The 18,096-nt window shown below is 71.4% G+C and carries 16 protein-coding genes; 6 read left to right on the top strand and 10 right to left on the bottom strand.

All coding sequences use genetic code 11. The annotated features are described in order from the left end of the window. The first annotated feature begins 64 nt into the window (after window positions 1–64). A complete protein-coding gene (locus GQR16_RS06050; RefSeq protein WP_157414231.1) occupies window positions 65–562 on the top strand; it encodes a LysM peptidoglycan-binding domain-containing protein in 498 nt (165 codons plus the stop codon). A gap of 212 nt (window positions 563–774) precedes the next feature. On the opposite strand, the gene GQR16_RS06045 is transcribed toward GQR16_RS06050, so the two are convergent. Next, window positions 775–1,566 (bottom strand): pyridoxamine 5'-phosphate oxidase family protein, encoded by a 792-nt coding sequence (locus tag GQR16_RS06045; protein ID WP_211373450.1) that lies wholly within the window; start codon window positions 1,564–1,566, stop codon window positions 775–777. 45 nt (window positions 1,567–1,611) lie between these two features. Here GQR16_RS06045 and GQR16_RS06040 point away from each other — a divergent pair, with 45 nt between their 5' ends. Further along, complete coding sequence (locus GQR16_RS06040) at window positions 1,612–3,321, top strand: aminotransferase-like domain-containing protein (protein WP_157414230.1); 1,710 nt, start codon at window positions 1,612–1,614, stop codon at window positions 3,319–3,321. A 130-nt stretch (window positions 3,322–3,451) separates the two neighbouring features. On the opposite strand, the gene GQR16_RS06035 is transcribed toward GQR16_RS06040, so the two are convergent. Continuing rightward, window positions 3,452–3,664: a hypothetical protein gene (locus GQR16_RS06035; RefSeq protein ID WP_157414229.1), complete on the bottom strand. Its 213-nt coding sequence runs from the start codon at window positions 3,662–3,664 to the stop codon at window positions 3,452–3,454. Between the two features lie 171 nt (window positions 3,665–3,835). Between GQR16_RS06035 and GQR16_RS06030 the strand changes: the two genes are divergently transcribed. Together GQR16_RS06030 and GQR16_RS06025 are read left to right on the top strand one after the other, a co-directional pair. Then, window positions 3,836–4,225: a hypothetical protein gene (locus GQR16_RS06030; protein WP_157414228.1), complete on the top strand. Its 390-nt coding sequence runs from the start codon at window positions 3,836–3,838 to the stop codon at window positions 4,223–4,225. Between the two features lie 51 nt (window positions 4,226–4,276). After that, complete coding sequence (locus tag GQR16_RS06025) at window positions 4,277–4,669, top strand: hypothetical protein (RefSeq protein ID WP_157414227.1); 393 nt, start codon at window positions 4,277–4,279, stop codon at window positions 4,667–4,669. Between the two features lie 63 nt (window positions 4,670–4,732). On the opposite strand, the gene efeB is transcribed toward GQR16_RS06025, so the two are convergent. The 3 genes from efeB to efeU all read right to left on the bottom strand — a co-directional run bounded on the left by efeB (window position 4,733) and on the right by efeU (window position 8,256). Continuing rightward, window positions 4,733–6,058, bottom strand: a complete 1,326-nt coding sequence (gene efeB, locus GQR16_RS06020; RefSeq protein WP_157414226.1) for an iron uptake transporter deferrochelatase/peroxidase subunit — start codon at window positions 6,056–6,058, stop codon at window positions 4,733–4,735. Next, window positions 6,058–7,263: an iron uptake system protein EfeO gene (gene efeO, locus GQR16_RS06015; protein ID WP_157414225.1), complete on the bottom strand. Its 1,206-nt coding sequence runs from the start codon at window positions 7,261–7,263 to the stop codon at window positions 6,058–6,060. Before efeO ends, efeB begins: the two co-directional genes overlap by 1 nt. A 90-nt stretch (window positions 7,264–7,353) precedes the next feature. Continuing rightward, window positions 7,354–8,256, bottom strand: a complete 903-nt coding sequence (efeU, locus tag GQR16_RS06010) for an iron uptake transporter permease EfeU (RefSeq protein ID WP_157414224.1) — start codon at window positions 8,254–8,256, stop codon at window positions 7,354–7,356. Between the two features lie 143 nt (window positions 8,257–8,399). Between efeU and GQR16_RS06005 the strand changes: the two genes are divergently transcribed. Next, window positions 8,400–10,586, top strand: coding sequence for a S9 family peptidase (locus tag GQR16_RS06005; RefSeq protein ID WP_157414223.1), 2,187 nt, complete (start codon window positions 8,400–8,402; stop codon window positions 10,584–10,586). A gap of 3 nt (window positions 10,587–10,589) precedes the next feature. Here GQR16_RS06005 and GQR16_RS06000 read toward each other — a convergent pair whose 3' ends face one another. From GQR16_RS06000 to GQR16_RS05990, 3 genes are all read right to left on the bottom strand, one after another. Beyond that, window positions 10,590–13,748, bottom strand: a complete 3,159-nt coding sequence (locus tag GQR16_RS06000; protein ID WP_157414222.1) for a carboxypeptidase regulatory-like domain-containing protein — start codon at window positions 13,746–13,748, stop codon at window positions 10,590–10,592. A 283-nt stretch (window positions 13,749–14,031) separates the two neighbouring features. Beyond that, window positions 14,032–14,658 (bottom strand): dihydrofolate reductase family protein, encoded by a 627-nt coding sequence (locus GQR16_RS05995; protein WP_157414221.1) that lies wholly within the window; start codon window positions 14,656–14,658, stop codon window positions 14,032–14,034. Window positions 14,659–14,749: 91 nt separating this feature from the next. Further along, the gene (locus GQR16_RS05990; protein WP_157414220.1) at window positions 14,750–15,454 is read right to left on the bottom strand and encodes a hypothetical protein; all 705 of its coding nucleotides are present in this window, start codon (window positions 15,452–15,454) and stop codon (window positions 14,750–14,752) included. Window positions 15,455–15,544: 90 nt separating this feature from the next. Here GQR16_RS05990 and GQR16_RS05985 point away from each other — a divergent pair, with 90 nt between their 5' ends. Beyond that, entirely contained in the window at window positions 15,545–16,123 is a 579-nt protein-coding gene (locus GQR16_RS05985) for a GIY-YIG nuclease family protein (RefSeq protein ID WP_157414219.1), read from the top strand. A 6-nt stretch (window positions 16,124–16,129) separates the two neighbouring features. Here the strand turns inward: GQR16_RS05985 and GQR16_RS05980 are convergent, their stop codons facing one another. Further along, a complete protein-coding gene (locus tag GQR16_RS05980; RefSeq protein ID WP_246200569.1) occupies window positions 16,130–17,062 on the bottom strand; it encodes an EamA family transporter in 933 nt (310 codons plus the stop codon). A gap of 57 nt (window positions 17,063–17,119) precedes the next feature. Next, window positions 17,120–17,986: an AraC family transcriptional regulator gene (locus GQR16_RS05975; RefSeq protein ID WP_157414218.1), complete on the bottom strand. Its 867-nt coding sequence runs from the start codon at window positions 17,984–17,986 to the stop codon at window positions 17,120–17,122. Window positions 17,987–18,096 lie beyond the last annotated feature (110 nt).

Here is an 18,096-nt window from a genome sequence, read left to right as displayed (position 1 = left end):
GTGAGTCTGGGTGACGGTGCGCCCCGAAGGAGGGACGCCGAACGGCGGGCGAGGCGGAGGCGGAATGCATCGAAGTGGCGGCGGCGCGGCGGCATCCGCCGGGCTGATGATCGCGATGACCGGTGGCGCACTGGCCGGCGTGCTCGCGCTCAGCGGTTGCGTTCCGGCACCGACCCCACCGCCCGTGACCATCATCGCGACGGTCACCGCGACGCCCGAACCCGAGCCGACCCCGACGCCCACGCCGACTCCCCCGCCGGTCGCCGAGCCCGCGCCTGCGCCCGAGCCCGAGCCCGTGCCGAACGCCCCCGCACCCGTCGTCGAGCCCGGGCCGGCGTACGACCTCGGTGCGCGCGACGGCGCGACCGGCACCCCCGTGGTCGACGCGTCGGGCATGCCGACGAGCTACACGGTGGTCGAAGGAGACAGCTTCTTCGACATCGCGCAGCGCTTCGACCTGCCGCAGCAGCAGTTGCTGCGCATGAACGCGCAGGTGCACGACTTCGGCGAGAACGTCTACATCGGCGATGTCATCAACCTCGATTGGACGAAGACCGGCTGAGCGCGGCGTCCGCCCGTCGAGTCGAAGACGGCGGGCGCACACGCGGCATGGGGGTTCAGTGCTGGAGGGTCGGGGTACGGCGGTAGCCGTCACGGGCGACATCGACGAAGCTCGACGCGATGGCTGCGATCGCGAGGACCGCGAGCGTGATGACGAACATGAACATGGCGCACCTCCTTCCGAATCTCGGCCCGCGAAGATTCCGCTGAGCCTTATGGCAGTCTGCGATCCGGGGCGGATCGCGTCGTCAGAGCGACCACCGATTCCGGGGTCGGGGTCTGCACCGGGGTCAGCGCCGAGCGTTCCGGCATTCCCCAGGTGCGCGTGAGCGGCACGACGCCCGCCCACACCGTGTGGTCCTCGCCGTCGTCGGGCGTCTCGGAGACGCCGGCCGCACGCACCTTCATGACCACGTCGTCGAGCCGCAGGCGCAGCACCCGCGTCGCCGCGACCTCCTTGCGGATCGTCTCGCGAACCTCGGCGGGCCGGCCCGGCATGAGCCGCTCGGAGAGCGCGAGGAGCGCGGCATCCGTCTCATCGTCGTCGACCGTCTCGAGCACGCCGTAGACGACCGCGCTGCGGTAGTTCATCGAGCTGTCGAAGAGCGAGCGCGCGTAGACGAGTCCGTCGAGCGCGGTCACCGCGAACGCGACCGTCGACTTCTCGGCCGCGGCCCGCAGCGCGAAGCCTCCGCCCGTCGAGCCGTGCACGAGCACGTGATCGCCGACGCGGGCGAAGCCCATCGGCACGACGATCGGCACGCCGTCGGCGACGGCCGTGAGGTGGCCGACGAGCTCCTCGTCGAGCAGCGCGTCGAGCGCGGCACGATCGACGACCTGGCGCTCCGACAGGCGGCGGATGCGGCGGACGGGGGTCGTCGCGGCAGAGGCCTGCGCGGCCGGCGCGCTCTGCACGACGTGCGCGGCGCGCCCGGTCTCCCCCGCGGCAGGCGCCGTCCGTGCAGCGTCGGGTGCCAGGTCGGTCAGGGCGTCGGAACTCATCATGTGCACCAGTCTCCGATCGGACTGGACTTGCGAACAGTCCAGTTCGTGCAACACTGGACAGACCAGTTGCAGATCGGAGTCCCCATGGACGGGCCGCTGCTCGCCATCGACCGCCTCGACAAACGCCCCGTCGTCGCCCAGATCGTCGACGCCATGCGACACGCGATCCTCACGGGCGCGCTGCACCCCGGCGACCGCGTCGCCTCCACCCGCCTGCTCGCCGCCGAACTCGGCACGGCCCGCAGCTCGGTCGTGAGCGCCTACGAGCAGCTCGCCGGCGAGGGCTACCTCGAGCTGCGCCAGGGCGCCCCGACGCTCGTCGCGCCGCTCGGCGAGCGATCCGGCGGGAGCGTCAGGCCGCGCGGCAGCGGTGCGGGCAGCGGTGAGCGCCAGGCCGTCGACATCGATCACGGCACCGCGGATGCCGCGCGCAGGCGCCCGCACGCGGCATCCGGCACCTCGGCGAAGCCCCCCGTCGCGGACGTCGCGGACGTCGCGCAGACCGCTCGACGTACGCCCGAACCCGCTCGGGCGGCGACCGCCCCGATGCCCCCGCGCATCGACCTGCTGCCCGGCCGGCCGTCGACGACCCGCATCGACGAGCGGGCGTGGCGCGCGGCCTGGCGCCGGGCGGCGGCCGTCGCCGTGCCGGTCGACGACCCGCCGAGACTCGGCGAGCCCCTGCTGCGCGCGGCCGTCGCCGACCATGTGCGGCACGCGAGGGGGTTCGCCTGCGAGCCCGACGACATCCTCGTGACCGCCGGAACGAGCGAGGCGACGAGCCTCATCGGCACGGCGCTCGGCGACCTGCGCGGCGGCCGGCCGCTCGTGGCCGTCGAGGATCCGGGGTACCCGAACGCCCGCCGCATGCTCGAGCGGGCGGGGGCCGATCTCGTGCCCGTCGAGGTCGGCGACGACGGCCTGCGCGTCGACCTGCTGCGGCGCCTGCCGCGCACCCCCGACGCGATCCTGGTGACCCCGAGCCACCAGTACCCGCTGGGCGGCCGGCTGCCGGTCGCGGCCCGACTCGAACTGCTCGAGCACGCCCGCCGCACGGGCGCCTTCGTGCTCGAAGACGACTACGACAGCGAGTTCCGCCACGTCGGGCCGCCGATGCCGACGCTCGCGTCGCTCGACGGTTCCGCCGGCGAGGCGAGCGGGCACGATGCGCAGATCGCGCAAGGCCGCACGGCGACGGATGCCGCCGGCGCGCGCTCCGACGATGAAACCGGCATGCGTGAGAACCGCCGGGTCGTGCTCATCGGCAGCTTCTCGAAGATCCTCACGCCGTGGCTGCGGCTCGGCTACGCCGTGCTGCCGCGCGACGAGGGCCTGCGGGCGGCCGTCGAGCGCGTGCGCACCGAGAGCCCGTCGCCCGTGCCGGGCATCGTGCAGCTCGCCGTCGCGAACCTCCTCACCTCGGGCGCGCTGCGGCGCCACATCGCGGCGACCCGCCGCGACTACGCGCACCGGCGGCAACTCCTGCTCGCGGCGCTCGGCGATCTGCCCGCCACGGAACTCGTCGGGCTCGACGGCGGCCTGCACGCGGTGCTGCGACTGCCCCGACACGAGGTGGTCGACGCGGTCATCGGGCGGCTGGATGCCGCCGGCATCGCGGTCGCGCGCCTCGCCGACTACTCGGCCGCTGCGGGTGCGGGCCGACCCGGGATCGTGCTCGGCTACGCGGGCGTCGGCGATCGCGAGCTCGCCGACGCGCTCGCGCAGATCAGGGCAGCGGTGCTCGCGGCCGCCTGAGGCGGCGGCTCCGCACACGAACGTGCGGGAGGAGATGAGTGCGAGCGGAGGACCGCCCCTGCGTTCCCCTCCTCCGCTCGCACTCATCTCCTCCCGCGGTGCCGCGCCGCGCTCCCGCGTCGGCACGGCGTCAGATCGCGATCCGCGGCGAGCGCGGAAACCGCGGCCACCGGCCGCGACGGCTCGCCTTGCGCTGCGCCGCGACGATGAGCGTCGTGGCCTGCTCGGCGTCCTGCTGCGCACGCTGCTCGGACACGAGCCGCTGCCGGGCGAAGCGCGCCTCGGCCTGCGCGGCGTCGGCCCCGTACTGGTTCAGGACGGTGAATCCTGCTGCGTGGTCCATGGTTCCTCCGGTGTTCCTCGTTGCACTGAATCTCGTCGCTGAGGCGGCACCCGCCCATCGGGCGATCGACCTATTTCCGACAGCACGCCCTGAGGCGGTCGGAGCGGGCACCCGGAGCGCGTGCGAACGAGCACGTTCGAGGTGCCCGGCCGCCGGGACTAACCTGACCTCGTGGACGACGTCGTCATCGAGCTCGCGCCCTGGAATCCGTGGCCTCTCGCCTTTCCGGCGCTGCTGCTGGCTGCGGCGATCGCGGCGTCCGTCATCGGAACACGTCGTCGGTCGAAGCCGCTTCGCGAGAGCGGCTACGTCGGGGTCGTCATCGCCCTGCTGGCCGCGGGCATGATGGCGTGGTCGATGTCGGGAATCTGGGACTCCGGGCAGCGTGAGAAGGCGTTCGCCGAGCTCGGATTCGAGTGGGCGACGTTCACCGCCTCGATGGACATCACGGGCGGGACGGTTCCGCCCATCGCCTTCCAGGGCGAGCGCGGCGGCGAGTCGGTCTCGGGCGTGCTCCGCCATCAGGGCGACGACCGGTGGCTGGTGGTCGTGATCGAGTAGTCCGGCCGAGCACCCGGGATTCTCGGGGCCCGCACCCGATACCCTCGCCTGATGGATGTCGCGACGGTCGCCCTCGAGCCATGGAGCCCGTGGCCCCTCGTCTTCCCCGTGCTCGTCGTGATCGGCGGAGCCGTGCTCACCTTCTTCGGGCAGCTGCGCGGGCGGCGCTGGATGCGCGACATCGGCACCGTCGTACTCGTGGCCGGCGGCCTCTCGACCGTGCTCCTGCTCGCGTTCCTCTCGGGCACCTGGGACCAGGCGCAGCGGAGCGCCGCGCTCGTGAGCCTCGGCTACTCGGAGCCGACGTTCGGCGGCGGCACCGGCATCGTCGGCGGGCAGCCGGGCGACATCGAGTTCAACGCCGTGCGCGACGGCGAGCATGTCACGGGAACCCTGCAGTGGCAGGGCGAGGACCAGTGGAAGGTCGTCGAGGGCAACGGCTGAGCCCCGGTCACTCGACGAAACGCACGCCCCAGAACGTCAAGGCCGCGAGGCCCGTCAGGCCCCTCAGGCGAAGAGCGCCTGCCCCACGTACTCCCCCGAGCGGATGCCGCCGGGAACCGCGAAGATCGCCGACCCGACGTGCTTGAGGTACTCGTTGAGCCCGTCGGCCGCGAGGCTGCGCTGCACGGTGATGAACTGCTCGGGCGACCGCTGGAACGAGAGGAAGAACAGCCCGGCGTCGAGGCGCCCGAGCTCGTCGTTGCCGTCGACGAAGTTGTAGCCGCGGCGCAGCATGCGCATGCCGCCGTTGACGGTGGGGTGCGCGAGCTTCACGTGCGAGTTCGTGTCGATGAGCGTGGCGCCGGTCGGGCCCTCGGCCTCGAAGTCGGGCTCGGTGAACTCGGTGCCGCCCGACATCGGCGCGCCGGATCCCTTCGAGCGGCCGACGAGCATCTCCTGCTCGCCGAGCTGCACGCGGTCCCAGTTCTCGATGATCATGCGGATGCGTCGGGCCACGAGGTACGACCCGCCGGCCAGCCACGCCGGCTCGTCGGATGCCGCGACCCACACCTGCTCCGAGACATCCGCCGTCTCTTCCGCCTTGATGTTGGCCGTGCCGTCCTTGAAGCCGAAGAGGTTGCGCGGGGTCTGCTGCGTCGTGGACGTCGACGACGTGCGGCCGAACCCGAGCTGGGACCAGCGCAGGCTCGCACGGCCGAACGCGATGCGGCTGAGGTTGCGGATCGCGTGCACGGCGACCTGCGGGTCGTCGGCGCACGCCTGGATGCAGAGGTCGCCGCCGCTGCGCTCGGGCTGCAGTGCATCGCCCTGGAAGCGGGGCAGTGGTTCGAGCGACGCGGGTCGGCGAGCGGCGAGGCCGAACCGGTCGACGCCGTCGGCATCGGCGAAGAGGCCGGGGCCGAATCCGAAGGTGATGGTCAACCCCGAGGCGGGCAGGCCGAGCGCCTCGCCCGTGTCGGCGGGCGGTGCGTAGTCGGAGCCGCCGACGGCACCGCCCTCGGACACCTCGAGGCCCTGCGTGAGGCGCGCCGCGGCATCCGTCCAGTCCCGCAGCAGCCCGATGAGCCCGTCGCGGTCGATCGTGGTCGACACGTCGAAGGCGGCGAAGTGCAGCCGGTCTTGGGCCGGCGTCACGATGCCCGCCTGATGCTCGCCGTAGAAGGGGTACGCGGATGCCGCACCGCTGCCGGACGCGTTCGCCGCACCGGTCGACATGGCCACGCCGACGCCCGCCGCACCTGCGGCGACACCGACGGCCGCACCCGCGGCGCCCGCGCCGAACAACCCGAGCAGGTGACGGCGGCTGACCCCGGATTCGGAGTCTGCGGCGGCCTGCTCGGGCTGTTCGGGTGCTGCGGGTCGGGTCATCAGACTCCGAGGATAGTGCTCGTCAACTGGGAGAGCGGCTCGGCGAGGGCGTTGACCTGGTCGCTCAACGCCTTCTTGTCGGCGTCGGTCAGCTCGGCGTAGTTCACGAAGCCCTCCTCGAGCGAGCCGTATGCGGCGAGCGCCTCGTTGAGCGACGTGAACTGCGCGTCGATCTCGGCCGCGAGCTTCGTGCCCTCGTCGCCCTTGGACTCGGCGAGCGCGCGCACCGCGCCGAACGCGACGTAGGCGCCCTGCACGTTGGCCTGGAAGTCGTAGAGGTCGGTGCCGGACCACCAGTCCTCCTCGCCCGTGATCTTGCCGGCGGCGACCTCGTCGAGCAGCGCGATGGCGCCGTTCGAGATGTCGGCGAGGCTGACCGAGAAGTCGTCGGCCGTCACGAGCTCGTGCAGCTGGGTGACGTTCTCGACGAGGCCGTCGGCGTACGCCTGACGCTCTTCGGGGGTCGACGGCGCCCAGTCGAGGAACGCGTCCTGGCCGTCGGAGTTCAGGTCGCCCTGAGCCGGCGGCCACAGGTCCTTCTCGATGCGGTGGAAGCCGGTCCAGTCGATGCCGTCGGCCACGGCGTCGACCTCGCGGAAGTCGATCTTCGGGTCGAGGTCGCCGAACGCCTCTGCCGTGGGCTCGATGCGCTCGTACGGCACGCGGGTCGTGGCGAACAGCCGGCGCGCGGTCTCGTCGTCGCCGGCCGCGTAGGCGTCGGCGAGCTCCTGCACGAGGGGCAGCAGCTCGGAGGTCTGCGAGCGCACGTAGGCGAGGTACTCGGTCACGGCCTGGTCGCTGAGCTCCTGCTCGTCGGCGGAGACCTTCGACGCCTCGCCCGTGACCGTGAACGAGGCGAGCCCGATGGGCGCACCCACCTGCTGGAACTTGCAGGCCGTGTAGTAGTCGCCGGGCTCGAGCTGTGCGACGAAGTCGACCTTCTGGCCGGGCGTGACGTTCTCCTTCTCGCCCACGATTCGCAGCTGGTCGTCGGCGAGGATCTCGAACTCGTTCACGTCGGTGCCGGTGTTCTCGAGCGAGAAGGTCACGGCCCCGGCGTTCGCGGTGTCGACCGACACGGCGCATCCGTCATCGGTGATGGCGACCGGGATCGCCTCGGCGAGGTCGGCTTTCGCGACGCAGCCCGAGAGGGCGAGCGCGAACACGGTCGCGGTGGCGGATGCCGCGAGGACACGTCGGTTCATTGATGCTCCTGATCTGGGTGGGGTTGTTCGTCGGTCGAGTAGGCGCGCCAGCGCCGTATCGAGACCCTGCTCGGTGGAATCGGGTGCCCGTCATGGGGTCTCGATACGCTCCTGCGTCACTACTCGACCGGCGGATGCTGCGACGGATGCGGCAGCGGCCTTGGCCGCTGCCGCGGCGGCACGGGCCCGGCTGCGACGACGCAGCATCAGCAGGTACAGCGGAACGGTGATCACGACGTACCCGACCCAGGCGAAGACCTGCGCCCACGTCGGCTCGGGCGAGAAGTTGAAGATGCCGGCGAGCACCGTGCCGTACCAGCTGCCCGGCGGCACGATGGCGACGAGGCTGTACGCCGGGGTGCCCCAGCCGGGGATGACCGAGGCCTCCTGCAGGTCGCCGATGCCGTAGGCGAGCACGCCCGCGGCGACGAAGATCAGGAACAGGCCGGTCCACGTGAAGAAGCGGCCGAGGTTGAAGCGCACGAGCCCGCGCGAGATGCCCCACGAGATGACGACCGCGGTGAGGATGCCGAGCACGGCGCCGAGCGTGGCGAAGAGCGGATCGCTGCCTCCGGCCGCATTGGCCCAGACGAAGAGCGCGGTCTCGATGCCCTCGCGGCCGACCGAGACGGCCCCGAGCACGACGAGGGCGAACCACGAGCGGTCGATCGCGGCATCCACGCTGCTGCGGAGCTCCTTCGAGAGCGCCGCGCCGTGCGTGCCCATCCAGAAAGTCATCCACGTGACCATCGCGACCGCGACGATCGAGAGCACGCCGCCGAGGATCTCCTGCGCCTGGAACGTCATCGCGTACGGACCCCAGGTCAGGGCCGCACCGATGCCGAGTGCCACGGCGATCGCGAGCCCGATGCCGATCCAGAGGCGGCCGAGCAGGTCGCGGCGGCCGAGCTTCGCGAGGTACGCGACCAGGATGCCGACGACGAGGCCCGCCTCGAGGCCTTCGCGGAGGCCGATCAGATAGGTCGCGAGCACGGGGGTCTCCAAGAGAAGCGCAGGGGTGGGATGAGCTAAGGCTAGCCTTACTTCACGGGAACGCAAGTTCGGATTCCTGCCCAGCCGGCCCGCCACCGGCATCCGCTGGTCACCTCGAAGCCGAAGCGCGTAGCGTGGAGCGCGTGCTGACTCCGCCGAAGACCCCGAAGCGCCCGACCGAACGCACGCACCACGGCGACACCGTGGTCGACGACTACGAGTGGCTCCGCGCCAAGGAGGACCCCGAGGTCCTCGCCCACCTGCACGAGGAGAACGCGTACACGAACGCGCGCACCGAGCACCTCTCGTTGCTGCAGGAGCAGCTGTTCGAGGAGATCCGCGCGCGCACCAAGGAGACCGACCTCTCGGTCCCCACGCGCGAGGGCGACTGGTGGTACTACACGCGTACCGTCGAGGGGCAGCAGTACGGCATCCACTGCCGGGCGCCGATCGCCGGGCCCGACGACTGGGAGCCGCCGGTGCTCGAGGCTGCGGCTTCCGAGACTCCGGGGGCGACGGATGCCGCGGGCGGGCCGGCTGCGGCCCCTGCGGGTCTGCCGGGCGAGCAGGTGCTCCTCGACGACAACGTCGAGGCCGACGGCGAGGAGTTCTACTCGCTCGGCAGCTTCGACATCACGCCCGACGGCACGACGCTGCTCTACGGCACCGACCTCGAGGGCGACGAGCGGTACACGCTGCGCCTGCGCGCGCTCGACGACAGCGGGCGCACCTTCGACGACGTCATCCAGGGCACTGCGGGCGGCGCGATCTTCGATCCGTCTGGCCGATACGTCTTCTACGCGACCGTCGACGAGTCGTGGCGGCCCGACACCATCTGGCGCCACGAGGTCGGCACCGCGACATCCGAAGATGTGAAGGTCTTCCACGAGCCCGACGAGCGCTACTGGCTGGGCGTCGGGGTCACCCGCAGCCGCCGGTACCTCGTGATCGAGGCCGGCTCGAACATCACGAGCGAGACGCGCCTGCTCGACGCCGACGACCCGACGGGCGAGTTCCGGGTCGTGTGGCCGCGCAAGGAGGGCGTCGAGTACGACGTCGAGCACGTCGTCGCGGGCGGCAAGGACCGCCTGCTCATCGTGCACAACGACGGCGCCGTGAACTTCGAGCTCGTCTCGGTCGCGGCCACCGACCCCGAGGGGCCGCGCCGCATGCTGCTGCCGCACAGCGAGGGCGTGCGACTCGAGGGCGTCGACGCGTTCCGCGACTTCGTGGCGCTCGAGTACCGCCGTGACGGGCTGTCACGCGTCGCCATCGCGAAGCTGCCGCCCGCCGGGATCCCCGCCGACGCGACGCCCGACGACACCCTCCACGAACTCGCCTTCGACGAGGAGCTCTTCGCCGTGGGCCTGCGCGGCAACCCCGCATGGGAGCAGCCAATGCTGCGCCTCGGCTACACGAGCTTCGTGACGCCGTCGACCGTGCTCGACCTCGTCGTCGCCACGGGCGAGCGCCGCCTGCGCAAGCGCCAGGCCGTGCTCGGCGACTACGACGCGACCCGCTACGCGCAGCGCCGCGAGTGGGCCACGGCGAAGGACGGCACGCGCATCCCGATCTCGCTCGTCTACCGCCACGACCTCGTCGACCTCGGCGAGCCCGCCCCCACGCTGCTCTACGGGTACGGCTCGTACGAGGCATCCATGGACCCCGGATTCGGCATCCCCCGACTCTCCCTGCTCGACCGCGGCATGGTGTTCGCGATCGCCCACGTGCGCGGCGGCGGCGAGATGGGCCGACTCTGGTACGAGCACGGCAAGAAGCTCGAGAAGCGCAACACGTTCACCGACTTCGTGGCCGCGGCCCGGCACCTCATCGACCGCGACATCACCGCGCCCGACCGGCTCGTCGCGCAGGGCGGCAGCGCCGGCGGACTCCTCATGGGCGCCGTGGCGAACATCGCCCCGAAGTACTTCTCGGGCATCCTCGCCGAGGTGCCGTTCGTCGACCCGCTGACGTCGATCCTCGACCCGTCGCTGCCGCTCACCGTCATCGAGTGGGACGAGTGGGGCAACCCGCTCGACGACGAGGAGGTGTACCACTACATGAAGTCGTACTCCCCCCTCGAGAACGTGCACGAGACGCACTACCCGCCGATCCTCGCGGTCACCTCGCTGAACGACACGCGCGTGCTCTACGTCGAGCCCGCGAAGTGGGTCGCTCGCCTGCGCGAGGTGGGCGCCGACCCGCTGCTGAAGATCGAGATGGCGGCCGGCCACGGCGGCGTCTCGGGCCGCTACTCGGCCTGGCGCGAGCGCGCGTTCGCCTACGCGTGGGTCATCGACCGGGCCGGAGCGCACCCGAGCGGGGAGTAGGGGTCAGTCGGCGAACGTGACTCCGCCCGCCGTATGACCCGCCAGCTCGGACATCAGGGAGGCGCCCACCGCCGACGCATCACCCAGAACCACGATGCGCCCGGGCCGCAGACGATCCAGCTCGGCGGAGACCATCCCGGGCAACCCGTCGGGCGGGGTCAGGAGCACGGGCCCGCCCGACACCGCGACGGGCGCGTCAGCGCCACCCGATGCAGGCGCGGCCAGCGCGATGTAGACGACGGGCAGGCCGGGTGCGAATCGCGCCTTCGACCGGGTGACCGCGATCGCGACCAGGTCTCCCTGCACGCGCCCGCCCTCCGGGGCCGACAGGCTCGGCGGCAGCACTGCGGCAGTCATGGCCGACGTGGACGACACCGTGGTGTACCCGGCCGCGACTCCTGTCACCCGCACCGACAGCTTCTTGCCGAGTTGCGGAAGCCCGGGAGTGAACGTCTCGGCCGTCGCCCCGTCGATGACCCGCCCGTCGGCCGACCAGGCGTACAACAGGGTCGCACCGGGGGTGTTCGTGCTCGCGCCCGCCTGCACCGGCAGCCCCACCTTCGCCGTCCCGGCGACGTTCGGCGGCGTGAGCTGTACCGGCCGGGTGTCGATGTAGTAGGTCACCGGTGCCGAGCGGCTCGCCGTGACATACCCGACGCCCGAGCCGGTGACGAGGACCCAGATCTCGGCTCCGACATGGGCGGACGTCAGCACCAGCGATGCACCGGTTGCGCCGTCGAGGGGCCTGCCGTGCGCGTACCACCGGTACGCCAGCGTCGCCCCCGGCGGTGGCGGAGCGACCTGCACGGTCAGCGTCTCGCCGATCAGGCCGATGCCGGTGAGATCCGGCTGCCCGAGCTCGATCGTTCCGAGCTTCACGCGCGCCTCGCTGTCCGACCAGGACAGGGTACGGCTGACCTTGCCCTCGGCGCTGACCGTGGCGTCCACCGTGATCCACTTGCCGAGTTGGGCCGCGGTCAGCAGGAGCGTGTTCCCGGCAGCGCCTTCGATGGGAATGCCGTCGGCCAGCCACCGATACTCGACCTGCGCGTTCGGCGTTTCCGTCACCACGGTCGCCGTGAGCGTCGACCCGACCGCGAACCTTCCGGTCACCCTCGGCGCCGATTTGATCGCGACCGGGCCTCCCGCCAACACCGCGTCGATGCCCGTTCGGTGCTCGCCCGCAGCCACCTCGATGGCCGTCGCCGAAGCGAGGCTCGACGCGTCGGGCCACCATTCGTTGACGTACCCGTTGCTGGAGAGGAATGCGACCTTGTACGTGCCCGGGTAGAGGCTCGTGAACGCGAATCGCGCGGACGAATCGGCGCGCACCTGGCCTTGGTATCGATAGGTCCCCCCCACGAGCCGGTACAGCGTCGGTGAGGCCTCGTACTGCAGTGCCTTGCCGTCGTCGCTGCGAAGCGTGCCCCTGATCGAGGCGAACGGGGTGAGCGGGAGGTCGACGGCGACGTTGCCGTCTGCGCCGATGGCAACTCGCGGACGTGCCTGGAGGGAGTAGCCGTCGAGCGTAGCGCCCACCTCGCACTCGCCCGGCGAGAGTCCGGTGATCGTGAAGGCTCCGCGCGAATCGGAGTTGGCCGACCTGCCGTTGCACGTGACCACGACACCGGCGAGCGGGCTCCCGGTGACGCTGTCCACCGTCGTGCCCGAGAGTGTCGTACCCCGCACGAGGCGAACGTCGCGACCGGTCAGATGGTTCTCCCGTCCGACCTCGAAGGTCGTGGCTCCAGCCTCGGTGATGCCTCCCCCGAACCACGTCGTCGAGTACCCGACGCCGCCGTCCGGCTCGAATTTGAGCGTGTACGTCCCGGAGCGGAGGCCATCGAGCAAGAAGGCGCCGGCCGCGTCGGTGCGATCGACACTCGTCCACGCGGTTCCCGCGGCAGTTCTGCCCTTCGCCGTGACGGTCACCCACGCGAGTCCTCGCCCGTCATCTCCCTTCGCGACGCCCTCGACGGTCGCCCCGGCCCGCAGTCGGGCGTCGATGCCCGACACGTCCGTTCCGGGCACGACGGAGAGGGGTGTCGATGCGTCTTCGCCTTCGGCGTCCCGCCACCATTGCGGGAGCAGCGCATCGCCGTCCGGTTGGAAGCCCACGATGTGGTCGCCTGCCGAGGTCGCACAGATCTCGTATCGGCCTTGGTCGTCCGTGGTCTCCCACGTCCAGCCGCCGCCCGACGCCGGGTGCAGGCTCACTCTGGTCTGCCGAGCCGGGCCGGTCGGCGTGGACACGGTTCCGGTGATCACCGTCCCGTACTGGAGTTCCGCGTCTCGCCGAGCCGACTCGCCTGCAGCGAGGTCGAACACCTCGGCCTTCGACGACTGGAGGCTGCCGCCGGCGTACTCCGGTACGGTGCAGCGATCTTCATCCGACGGATACGATGCGAACTCGACCGTGTACCGACCGGGCTTGAGGCCGTCGGCCCGGTACTCTCCGGCTCCGTTCACGTCTGCGGCGTGGCGTTGCCATCCGCCTCCGACGTCGACGACGAAGACGTTCACGCTGCCCTCGAACCGCGTGCCGTCCGCGGCCTTCAGCACGCCGGAGACCGTTGCCCCGAGTTGCAGCGTGGCCTCGATGCCCGCTACGGCCTCACCAGGGTCGACCGCGATCACGGTCGCTGCGGCGTGGTCGAGTGCAACTGGACCGCCCTCGACCCACGAACCGCCGAAGAACGGTGAGCCCGCCAACTCCCCGACACCTACCTTCCAGGTGCCCGGAGGTACGTCGAGCGCGAACGTGCCGTCAGGCCCCGTTCGGATGCTGCCGCTACCCCGGCCGTCCTTGAGCGGCAGAGGGGAGACGCTCGTTGCGCTCACCCAGCGTCCTGCCGCGGGAGTGCCGTCCGGATTGCGCACGATACCCGAGATCGACCCCATCTTCTCGTACCCGACGTCGACACCGGACCTCGTCTCACCGAGGCCGAGCGACACGCTCTCCCCGTCCCAACCGGCGGGAGCCCATCCGGCCAGTCCAGTGCGGTCGATGTATCCGAGATCGAGGTCGTAGGTGCCGGGAAGCAGTCCGGTCACCGAGTACCTTCCCGAGGCATCGGTCATGGCGGATGCTCGGTCGTAGCCGCGAACATGCGACAGCACGACCAGCTGCCCGACGATCGGCCCGTCGGGTGTGGTCAGCACGCCTGACAGGGTGGCGGTCCCATCGCCCGTTTCAGCCGCGGCGTATGCGGAATCGCGGGATGTCGCGACCGCGCTGCCGATCAGCAGAACGAGGGCGAGCGCCAGGACCACGCCGCGCGAGAAGGGTCGCGGGCGGGCGGAACGTGGGTGCAATGGGGCTCGCAGGGCTCAGGCCGGGTTGCGCATCGACGCGTTTCGGCGACGTTCGGGATCAGCACAGTGGAGCGCAGAGCAGCGCCCGTTGCAAGCCCCCCGAACGGGTGACACACGAGTGTCGCCGGTCTCAGCGCACCACCTCGTACGTGATGTGCGTGGCGAGCGGCGTCGCAAGCACGTCGATCGGCTTCAACACGATGCCGTCGGGCCCGCCGACCGTCACGCCGTCGAACAGGCGCTCCCCTGCGCCGAGCGTGATGGGCGCGACGCTCAGCACGAGGCGATCGAGCAGCCCTGCGTTCAACACCTGCCGCACCGTGCTCGCGCCGCCCGCGATCGAGATGTGCCCATCTGGACCTGCGGCAGCACGCGCACGCTCGAACGCCTCCTCGATGCCGCCGGTCACGAAGTGGAAGGTCGTGCCGCCCTCCATCTCGAGCGATGCACGCGGGTGATGGGTGAGCACGAACACGGGTGAGTGGTAGGGCGGATCCTCGCCCCACCAGCCGCGCCACGCGTCATCCGGCCACTCGCCCCGGATCGGCCCGAACATGTTGCGCCCCTGGATGACCGCGGCCACGCCCAGGATCGTGTCGATGATCGACTGGCTGGAGTCTGGGTCGTCGAACATCCAGGCGTGCAGGCGCTCGGCGCCCTCGCCGAGCGGGTTCTCGAGCGTCTGATTCGGCCCGGCGACGAAGCCGTCGAGCGAGATGGTCAGGGTCGCGACCACGAGGCCGTCGTCGATGCTCATGCGCGCGAGGCTACTCCTGGCCGCCCACATGATGAAGACCAGTCGTCGTCAGGACCGGACGACCAGTCGGGCGGCCCGGCGGCCGCGACGGCTACCAGCCGCCGAACGCGTCGTCGAGCGCGTCGCGCTCCTCGCGCCGCTGCCGCACCTCGTCGAGGTCCTTCAGCAGGTCGAAGGCGACGCCCGCCATGCGGTCTTCGCGCTCGGCGATGTAGGCCTCGTCGATCTCGATGTCGGGCCAGTCGCGCGCGAGGCGCTGCTCGATCGCCTCGGAGAGCTCGGCCCACGCCTCCTGGCGGGCGCGTTCGGCGAACGCGGCAAGGTACTCACTGTCGTTGCGCAGCTCGCCGAGTCGTTGTGCGACCGCCTCGTTGACGCGTTCGCGCAGGCGCAGGTTCCACGAGTCGGCGCGGTGGTAGTCGTGCTGGTGCGCCGATCGGCCTTCGCGCCTGGCCGCCGACTCGCGCTCGGTCTCGGCCCACTCGGCGACCTGGTCGAACTCGTGGATGAGCTCGCGCAGCACCTCGCGCGCCTCGGCCGACGCCCGCTCGGCGTCGAACGGCTCGTCGCCGCGCAGGGCACGCACGATGATGCGGTTCTTCAGCGCCATGCGCCCGGCCGCCTCGGCCACCAGCAGGCCCTCGTTGAAGGTCTCTTCGAAGGTGAGCGGCTCGGCCTCGGGCAGGGCGCTGCGGTCGAACGGCGTGAACCGTCGACGCTTGCGCCTGCCCCACCACGCCATGCCGCCCGCCTCGCTCTCGAACGCCTGCACCGACCGCCGAATCAGGCGCTGCACGACCACGTCCAGTCGAAGACCGAGCCTATCGCGGGCGGGTGTCTCGGCGGTGTCCGGGCGATGTGGGCGGGGCGACGTAGCCTGCACTGCATGGACCGAGCGGATGCCGCGAGCCCGACGTGCGGGTTCCTCGACGCGTCGGGCGCGGCATGCGCGGCGCCCGCCGCGGCGGCGGCGATGCGCCTCTGCGCGCGGCACCTGCTCGAGGCGTACGACCTGGTCGCCGCCGAGGTCGGCGTCGCCGATCTCGCGCCGCACCCGTGCCCGGCCTGCGGATGCCGGGTGGGCGTGCACTACCCGTCGGGCTGGCTCTGCGCCGACTGCGAGTGGCGGCTGGGCGATGCGCCCGACGGCGAGCTGCAGCCCGTGCGGGTCGAGGTCGTCTACTACGTGCGCTACCGCGAGCAGGTCAAGATCGGCACGTCGGCGAACCCGCGGCAGCGGCTCGCGAGCATCCCGCACGACGAGGTGCTCGCGTTCGAGCCCGGCGGGCGGCGGCTCGAGCAGCGCCGGCACGCGCAGTTCGCCGAGCATCGGTTCGCCGGCACCGAGTGGTTCGCCGCGCACGACGCCCTCGCCGAGCACATCGCCGCGCTCGCACTCGGCATCGACGACCCGTGGGCGGCGTACGACCGCTGGGTCAGCCGCCGGCACGCGGTGCGCGGCTGAGTCGGCCTAGACGATGCCCTCGGCGGTCTGCTCCAGGTCGGACTTCGGGCGGTCGCGCTGGGTCGCGATGGCCGTGCCCGCGGCGCCGCACACGATCGCGATCGCGATCACCTCGACGAGCGAGAACGTCTCGGCGAGCACGAGCCAGCCGAAGATCGCCGCGATCACGGGCCCGAAGCTCGTGATGATCGCGTAGAGGCGCGGCGTGATGCGCCGCAGGATGAACGTGTCGAGGCTGTACGGCAGCGCCGACGAGAGCACGCCGACGCCGAGCAGCAGGAGCACGACGGTCCAGTCGAACGCGCTCGCATCGAACGTCGCGACGGCGAACGGCACGAGCAGGGCGAGGCTCACGATGCTCGCGACCGTGAGGCCCTCGAGCCCGGGCAGTCCGACGGCGACGCGACGCGTGAGCAGGATGTACAGCGCCCAGGTGGCGGCGGCCGTCAGGGCGAGAGCCACGCCCCACGGGTCGATGGCCGCGGCATCCGAGGATCCGGGTCCGATGAGGAGCACCACGCCGAGGCCCGCCGCCGCCGCGCAGACGCCGTCGAGCCAGCGACGCGAGGTCGCGAGCGCGATGGCGAGCGGCCCGAGGAACTCGATGGTCGCCGCGATGCCGAGTCCGAGCAGGTGCACGGCCTCGTAGAACGCGACGTTCATGACGGCGAGCACCACGCCGAGCGCGATCGCCGGCCACAGGCGCGACCACGTGAGTTCCGCGCGCTTCGGGCGGTAGAACGGCAGCACGGCCACGAGCATCACGAACTGCCGCACCGCGACGACCACGAACGATCCGACCACCGGAATGACGAGGCCCGCGAGCGACGAGCCGAAGTTGATCGAGACCTCGGTGCCGAGCTGCGTCGCCGCTCCGGTGAACCGGCGGCGCTTGAGCGTGGCTTCCGTCATCTCGGTGGGGTGGTTCTCGTGGGGCACCGTACGAAGATACGTGCAATCGAGACGGGCGGATGCCGCGGCGCCTGCGTCGCTCGTCTAGGCGCGTTCCACGGGCAACCACAACTCGCAGGTCGCCGTGCTGAAGTCGTCGGCGCGATCGAGCACTGCGACGATCGAGGGGCCCGGCCTCAGACGCCACGGGTTGGACGGGAACCAGTCCGTCGCGGTCGCCGCCCATGTCGCCTGCAGGCTCGCCGGGTAGGGGCCTTCGGTGCGGAACACCGCCCAGGTGCCGGCCGGCACGCCGATCGCGGCGAGGTCCTCGGGCACCACCGTCGCCTCATCGACGGCGACGCCATGCAGGTAGGTCAGTTCGGTGCCCTCTCGGTAGTCGGGGTCGACATCGGCGCTGACCTGCAGAAGGCCGGCGGGCACGGTGTCGCCCAGTTCCTTCAGGCGTGCGTGCTCCGTCATGGGCAGGGAGGCGATGAACGCCTGGATGTGCGGATTGGCGCCCTCGTGGATCAGCGGCACTCTGGCCGAGTGACCGACGAGTCGGAAGGCCGGGCGATCGGCGATGCGGGTGTCCATGGGGGTGTTCCCTTCGACGGTCAGGCGGAACCTGAGCTGCGGTTGCGTGCGAAGGGGGCCGCCGTCTCGACGAACCTCGGCCGGCCCCACGCCGTGGACCGCCCGGAACGCGCGGTTGAACGCCTCGGTCGATCCGTAGCCGAACCGCACGGCGATGCCGAGCAGGTCGCCGTCGCCGAGCACGTCGGCCGCGGCGACCGACATGCGGCGCCGCCGCACGTACTCCGACAGCGGCATGCCGGCCAACGACGAGAACATGCGCCGGAGGTGGTACTCCGTCGTGCCGGCATCGCGTGCGAGGCCGTCGATGTCGAGTTCCTCGGCGAGGTGCCGCTCGACGTACTCGACGAGGTGATTGAGATCCGCGATCACGGTTCCCCCTTCTTTCGCCTCAAGCCTGCTCGTCGGGCTCGGCCTGCACCCGACTTTCGCGGTCCGATCGGGTCGGGTCGTTCACGTCTCGTCGATCGCGGCCTCCAGGT

Origin of the sequence: Agromyces allii (assembly GCF_009749385.1) — a bacterium.
In the GTDB taxonomy this organism is placed as follows: domain Bacteria; phylum Actinomycetota; class Actinomycetes; order Actinomycetales; family Microbacteriaceae; genus Agromyces; species Agromyces allii.
Note: the sequence above shows the minus strand (reverse complement) of the source record. Positions and strands in the feature narration are given on the sequence as shown.